Below are 5,734 nucleotides of genomic sequence, written 5' to 3' on the forward strand. Positions count from 1 at the left end.
GGGTGTGCTCATGGGTGGGTTCAATCAGGCCAAATGCCGGGGTGGATCGGATTACTTGTGGGTCGGCCGGATCAGATGAGCCGGGCCGATAGAATTTGCGCTGATTTTAAGGGTACGGCCCCCAGCCGGTTGTTCGGGTTTTTGATGCAATTCACCTCCACTCAAAAACGGGCTGCGGCCTGGCTGTCACTTCTGGCGGGCATTGTGCTGCTGTCGTGGCTGCTCGCCCCGGTGCTCACCCCCTTTGTGGTGGCGGCCATCCTGGCCTATGCCCTCACACCGGTGGTGGATTGGCTTGACGACCTAGGGCGTGGGCGTATTCCGCGCCTGCTGGCGGTGGTGCTGGTAGAGCTGGTGTTTTTGCTGCTGCTCTTGGCCTTGATGCTGCTAGTGGTGCCGATTCTGGTGAAACAGCTGCCGCTGCTGCGTGAGCAGGTGCCGCCGCTGCTGGACCGCTTCAACGGCTTTTTGCAGCCCTTTTTGTCGCAGTTTGGCCTGCATGTGTCGTTGGACGTGGCTGGACTCAAGGCGTTTGCCACGGAGCACCTCAACGCCAACTTTGAGGACAGCCTGGGTCGCCTGCTGGAGTCGGCCAAGTTTGGCGGCAGTGTGGCGCTCTCGGTGCTGGGCAATGCGGTGCTGATCCCGGTGGTGCTGTTTTACCTGCTGATGGAGTGGCGCCGTTTTATGGCGATGCTGCTGAACTTGGTGCCGCCGCGCCTGCGCGCCGTGGTTGAGAGTTTCACCGACGAGGCCGACAGTGTGCTGGGCCAGTACCTGCGTGGTCAGCTGCTGGTGATGGGGGTGCTGGCGGTGTATTACAGCGTGGGGCTGGCTTTATTTGGGCTGGACCTGGCGCTGCCCATTGGGGTGTTCACTGGCCTGGCGGTGGCGATTCCCTATGTGGGTTTTGGCCTGGGGCTGGTGATGGCGCTGCTGGCGGGGTTTCTGGAGTTTGCAACACAGACTGGACACATCAGCGCGCTGGTGATGGTGGCGGTGGTTTACGGGCTGGGCCAGCTGGTCGAGAGTTTTGTGCTGACCCCTCGCCTGGTGGGGGAGCGCATTGGCCTGCACCCGCTGGCGGTGATTTTTGCCCTGCTGGCCTTTGGCCACCTGCTGGGTTTTGTAGGTGTGCTGATGGCCTTGCCCTTGAGCGCCGTGTTGCTGGTGGCTGGCCGGCGCCTGCGCAGCACTTACCTAGACAGTGCACTGTACCGCGAACCATGATGAAACAACTGGTGCTTGACATGGGACTGGCCAAGGGGCCAAGCCTGAGCAATTTTTGTGTGGGGCCCAACGCTGCGGCGGTGGACCACCTGACACTGTGGCTGGGTCAGCCCGGCACGGGCCAGCGGCGTTCGCCGGTGCCCACTTACCTGTGGGGCGGCAGTGGCTGTGGCAAATCCCATTTGTTGCAGGCTTTGCGCAGCGCTTTGTTGGCTCAGGGTCAGCGTGTGGGTTGGCTAGATGCTAGTATTCCCGTAGCTGCAGAGTACGACGACACATGGACTGCGGTGCTGATGGACGATGTGCACGCGTATGACGCCACCCAGCAGCAGGCCGCGTTCAACTGGTTTGTCAACGCCCAAACCCAACAGGTGGCGGTGCTGGCGGCGGGCAGCCTGCCACCGGCCGACCTGAAACTGCGCGACGACTTGCGCACCCGCCTGGGCTGGGGTCATGTGTTTGCATTGCAGGCGCTGGACGACAGCCAGCGCCGTCAGGTGCTGCGTGAGAACGCCCAGGCGCGTGGTATTGCCCTGAGCGACGAGGTGATGGACTTCATGCTCACGCGCTTCAGCCGCGATCTGGGCAGCCTGATGGAGCTGCTGGACCTGATGGACGGTTACGCCCTGCAAACCCAGCGCGCCATCACCATCCCGCTGATCAAGACCATGATGGACAACGCGTGAGGCCGTGCGCCGCCGCGTGTCGGCTTTGATCGACAATTGCAGCTTATGAAACTGACCCTGTTTGACCTGGACCACACCCTGATCAACACCGACTCGGACTACGAGTGGGGTGTGTTCACCACCGCCCTGGGCTGGAACGATGCGGCTGACTTTGCCCGCCAGAACGACGCCTACTACCAGCATTACAAGGCCGGCACGCTCGATATCCACGACTACATGCGTTTTGCCACATGCGCCATCTGCCAGCAAGGCGCTATCAAATCAGAAGCTGCTCACGCTGACTTCATGAGGGCTGTGGTGCAAAAAGCCATCAAACCACAGGCGCTGGACCTGGTGCGCGCCCACCAGGAGGCTGGCGACGCGGTAGTGATCGTCACCGCCACCAATGAATTTGTCACCCGCCCGATTGCCGACGCTTTTGGCGTGCCGGATCTGATTGCCGTCAACCTGGTGCGCGACCCGGCCAGCGGCTGGTTCACCGGCGAGATCGACGGCACACCGTCATTTCGTGAAGGCAAAATCGCTCGTGTGCAGGCTTGGCTGGCCGAGCGCCAGCTGGACTGGGCCGACGTGGACAGCACCTTTTACTCCGACTCCATCAACGACTTGCCCCTGCTGGAGCATGTCAACCACCCCGTCGCCACCAACCCGGACGATCGCCTGCGCGCGATTGCACAGGCGCGTGGCTGGCGCATACTTGAACTTTTCCAATGAGACATCGGCACGGCGCTGGCCAACATCAGCGCGCCTGTCAGGACAACAACAATGATCAAACGCTTCATCGACAAAATTTTGGGCAAATCTGCCCCCGCCGCCGCCAAAAGCCGTTTTGGCAAACGTGCCGAGATTGGCCCGGAGGTGCATGGCATCAACCCCGCTTTGGTGGACGAACGCGCCATCAACGTGGTGCGCACCCTCAAAAACGCCGGGTTTGAGGCCTACATCGTGGGTGGTGCGGTGCGTGACCTGATGCTCGGCTTGGCGCCCAAAGACTTTGACGTGGCCACCAACGCCACGCCTGAGCAGGTCAAAAACCTGTTTCGCCGAGCCTTCATCATCGGGCGGCGTTTTCGCATCGTGCACGTGGTCTACGGCCGTGGGCGCGAACATGAGGTGATCGAGGTCTCGACCTTCCGCGCCTACCTCGACAACGCCGCCGCCGAGCAGGTCGCTGGCAACGAAAAAACCAGCAAGAGTGATCTGGCCGGCATGAAACACGCGGTGGACAGCACCGGCCGCGTGCTGCGCGACAACGTTTGGGGCCCGCAGGACGAAGACGCGGCGCGGCGTGACTTCACCATCAACGCCATGTATTACGACCCCGAAACCCAGATCGTTGTCGACTACCACCACGGCATGAAAGACGCCAAGGCGCGTGTCATTCGCATGATTGGTGACGCCGCCACGCGTTACCGCGAAGACCCGGTGCGCATCATCCGCGCCGTGCGTTTTGGCGCCAAATTGCATGGCCTGGGCTTCAAGCTGGAGCCCAAAACCGCCGCGCCGTTGGTCAAGAGCCAGTCGCTGCTGCTGGAGGTACCGCAAAGCCGCATGTTTGACGAAATGCTCAAGCTGTTACAAACCGGCCACGCGCTGGCGTCGATTGAGAAACTCAAAGAACTCGGCCTGGCGCGCGGCATTTACCCGCTGCTCGACGTGGTGGTGGAGCGTGCCGAGCAGCCGTTTGTGAAAGCAGCATTGCTCGACACCGACCGCCGCGTCGGTGAAGGCAAACCGGTGGCGCCGAGCTTTTTGCTGGCCTGTGTGTTGTGGGCCGATGTGCGCGACGGCTGGGCCAAGCGCCTGAACGCGCGCCAGCATTCCCATCCGGCGTTGATGGACGCGATTGATGATGTCTTCAACACCCGCATCGGGGATGTTTCCGGGCGTGGCAAGCTTGGTGGTGACATGCGCGACATCTGGACCATGCAGCCCCGCTTTGAGAAGCGCACCGGCAGCGCAGCGTTTGGTTTGGTGGAGCAACCCCGCTTCCGGGCGGCGTTTGACTTCATGCGTCTGCGCGCCGAAAACGGTGAACTCGACGAGGTCTTGTCCGACTGGTGGCAAGAATTCAGCGTGGCCGACGACAACCTGCGCAACGACATGGTTGAAGAGGTCAAGTTGGAGCAACAACAACGCGCCAAAACCGCCCGCCCGCCACGTGTGCACCGGCTGCCCGCCCGTGCTGCCACCGACACTACCGTCGCCGGTACTGAACCAACGGACGATACAAACCCAGCAGCGCAGCGCCCGGACACTGAGTCGGCAGGTGAGGGGGGTGAAGCGCCCAAAAAACGCCGCCGCCGTCGCCGCAGCCCCAATCGCAACACCGGTGGCGAGGGGGACGCACCCGTTGCGCCCGATTCCCAGGCCTGAGCCTCGCCCCATGACCGAGGCCACCCAAGCCGAGGTGCTGGCCTATGTGGCACTCGGGGGCAATCTGGGGGATGCCCGGGCCACGGTGCAGCAGGCTTTGGCCGGGTTGGCCAGTCTGCCCGCCACCCGTTTGTTGCGCGCCTCCAGCCTGTACCGCACCGCACCGATGCAGGCCAGTGGGCCGGATTTCATCAATGCGGTTGCCGCAGTGGCGACCCGGCTCAGTGCTTTTGAGTTGTTGGCAGCGTTGCAGCAGATGGAAAACGCGCAGGGTCGAGAGCGGCCCTACGTCAACGCACCACGTACCCTGGACCTGGACATCCTGCTGTATGGTGACACCCCCATCCACAGCCCCACGCTGCAAGTGCCCCACCCACGCATGTACCAGCGTGCCTTTGTGCTGGTGCCGCTGGCCGAAATTGCTCCCCAGCTGGTGTCTGTTGAGCAGTTGGCCGCTGTGCAAGAACAGCAGGTGGAGTGTGTCCAATTGCACATCAACACGACATAAGAGCTTCACCAAAGTGCGTATCCACGCGTAAGATGTTGTGACATCAAGAAACTCGGCAAAACGAGCCCCCCGTCCGGAGACCACCATGAACCTTCAAAACCTGCGTCTGACCTCCAAGCTGTGGCTATCGGTGTTGCTCATAGTGCTGGCCCTGGTGGCCGTGGTGGGATACACCGGCTACCGCACCGCCGAAGACCGCGCCCAGAGTGAACAAGCCCTGGGCCAACTCAACAAACGCGTCAAAGCGGCCCTGCAATGGGCCTCCCTCTCACAGGTCAACGCCGCTCGCACCCAAGCCCTCATGCTCAGTGCCGACCCGGCACTGGAAGCAGGCCTCAAACCCGCCATGACCGACACCTCCGCGCAGATCAGCAAAATCCAGAAAGCCATCGAATCAGAAGAACTCACCCCCGCAGACATCAGCCTACTCAAAACCATTGCCGACAACCGCAAGAAAGTGCTCTCCACTCGCGCGGACGCCCTCAAACAACGCACCGACGGCAACCTCCAAGAAGCGACCAAACTCACTAAAGAGGTGTTCCAGCCCGCCATGGACACCTACCAGCAATCCCAGCGTGACTTTGTGGCCTTGCAGGAACAAGCCTTTGAAGCCACCCAGGCCGACTACGCCCAACGTGCCCAGCGCCTGGTCTACCTCACCGGCGCCATGATGCTGCTGCTGGTGAGCGGCATCCTGCTGGGTGCAGCCTGGCTCATTCGCTCCATCCGCCAACCGCTGGATACCGCCAACAACCTGGCCGCCAAGATTGCCCAGGGAGACCTCAGCATGGCCATCGACACCACACGTGGTGACGAATTTGGCGACCTCATGAAGTCCCTCTCGAGCATGAACGCCTCGCTAGGCACCATGGTCAACCAGGTGCGCCACAGCACCGACAGCATCGCCACCGCCAGCTCCGAGATCGCCCAAGGC

At 62.0% G+C, this 5,734-nt stretch carries 6 protein-coding genes; all 6 read left to right on the forward strand.

Annotated features, from left to right (window positions below; translation table 11 throughout):
* Positions 1–144: 144 nt before the first annotated feature.
* On the forward strand, positions 145–1,230 hold the full coding sequence (locus KKO72_RS20640) for an AI-2E family transporter (RefSeq protein WP_214943720.1): 1,086 nt from the start codon (positions 145–147) through the stop codon (positions 1,228–1,230).
* Positions 1,230–1,916, forward strand: a complete 687-nt coding sequence (hda, locus tag KKO72_RS20645; RefSeq protein ID WP_214943730.1) for a DnaA regulatory inactivator Hda — start codon at positions 1,230–1,232, stop codon at positions 1,914–1,916. The genes KKO72_RS20640 and hda overlap by 1 nt, the downstream gene beginning before the upstream one ends.
* A 45-nt stretch (positions 1,917–1,961) precedes the next feature.
* Positions 1,962–2,630 carry an HAD family phosphatase gene (locus KKO72_RS20650; protein ID WP_214943722.1) on the forward strand — a complete coding sequence of 223 codons (669 nt, stop codon included), beginning with the start codon at positions 1,962–1,964 and terminating at the stop codon, positions 2,628–2,630.
* Positions 2,631–2,681: 51 nt separating this feature from the next.
* On the forward strand, positions 2,682–4,292 hold the full coding sequence (gene pcnB / locus KKO72_RS20655; protein WP_214943724.1) for a polynucleotide adenylyltransferase PcnB: 1,611 nt from the start codon (positions 2,682–2,684) through the stop codon (positions 4,290–4,292).
* A gap of 10 nt (positions 4,293–4,302) precedes the next feature.
* Positions 4,303–4,800: a 2-amino-4-hydroxy-6-hydroxymethyldihydropteridine diphosphokinase gene (folK, locus tag KKO72_RS20660; RefSeq protein ID WP_214943726.1), complete on the forward strand. Its 498-nt coding sequence runs from the start codon at positions 4,303–4,305 to the stop codon at positions 4,798–4,800.
* 85 nt (positions 4,801–4,885) lie between these two features.
* Positions 4,886–5,734: MCP four helix bundle domain-containing protein (locus KKO72_RS20665; protein ID WP_214943728.1), on the forward strand; the 849-nt coding region annotated here is incomplete at its 3' end.

It is taken from the genome of Rhodoferax sp. U11-2br, assembly GCF_018619435.1.
Lineage (GTDB): Bacteria > Pseudomonadota > Gammaproteobacteria > Burkholderiales > Burkholderiaceae_C > Rhodoferax.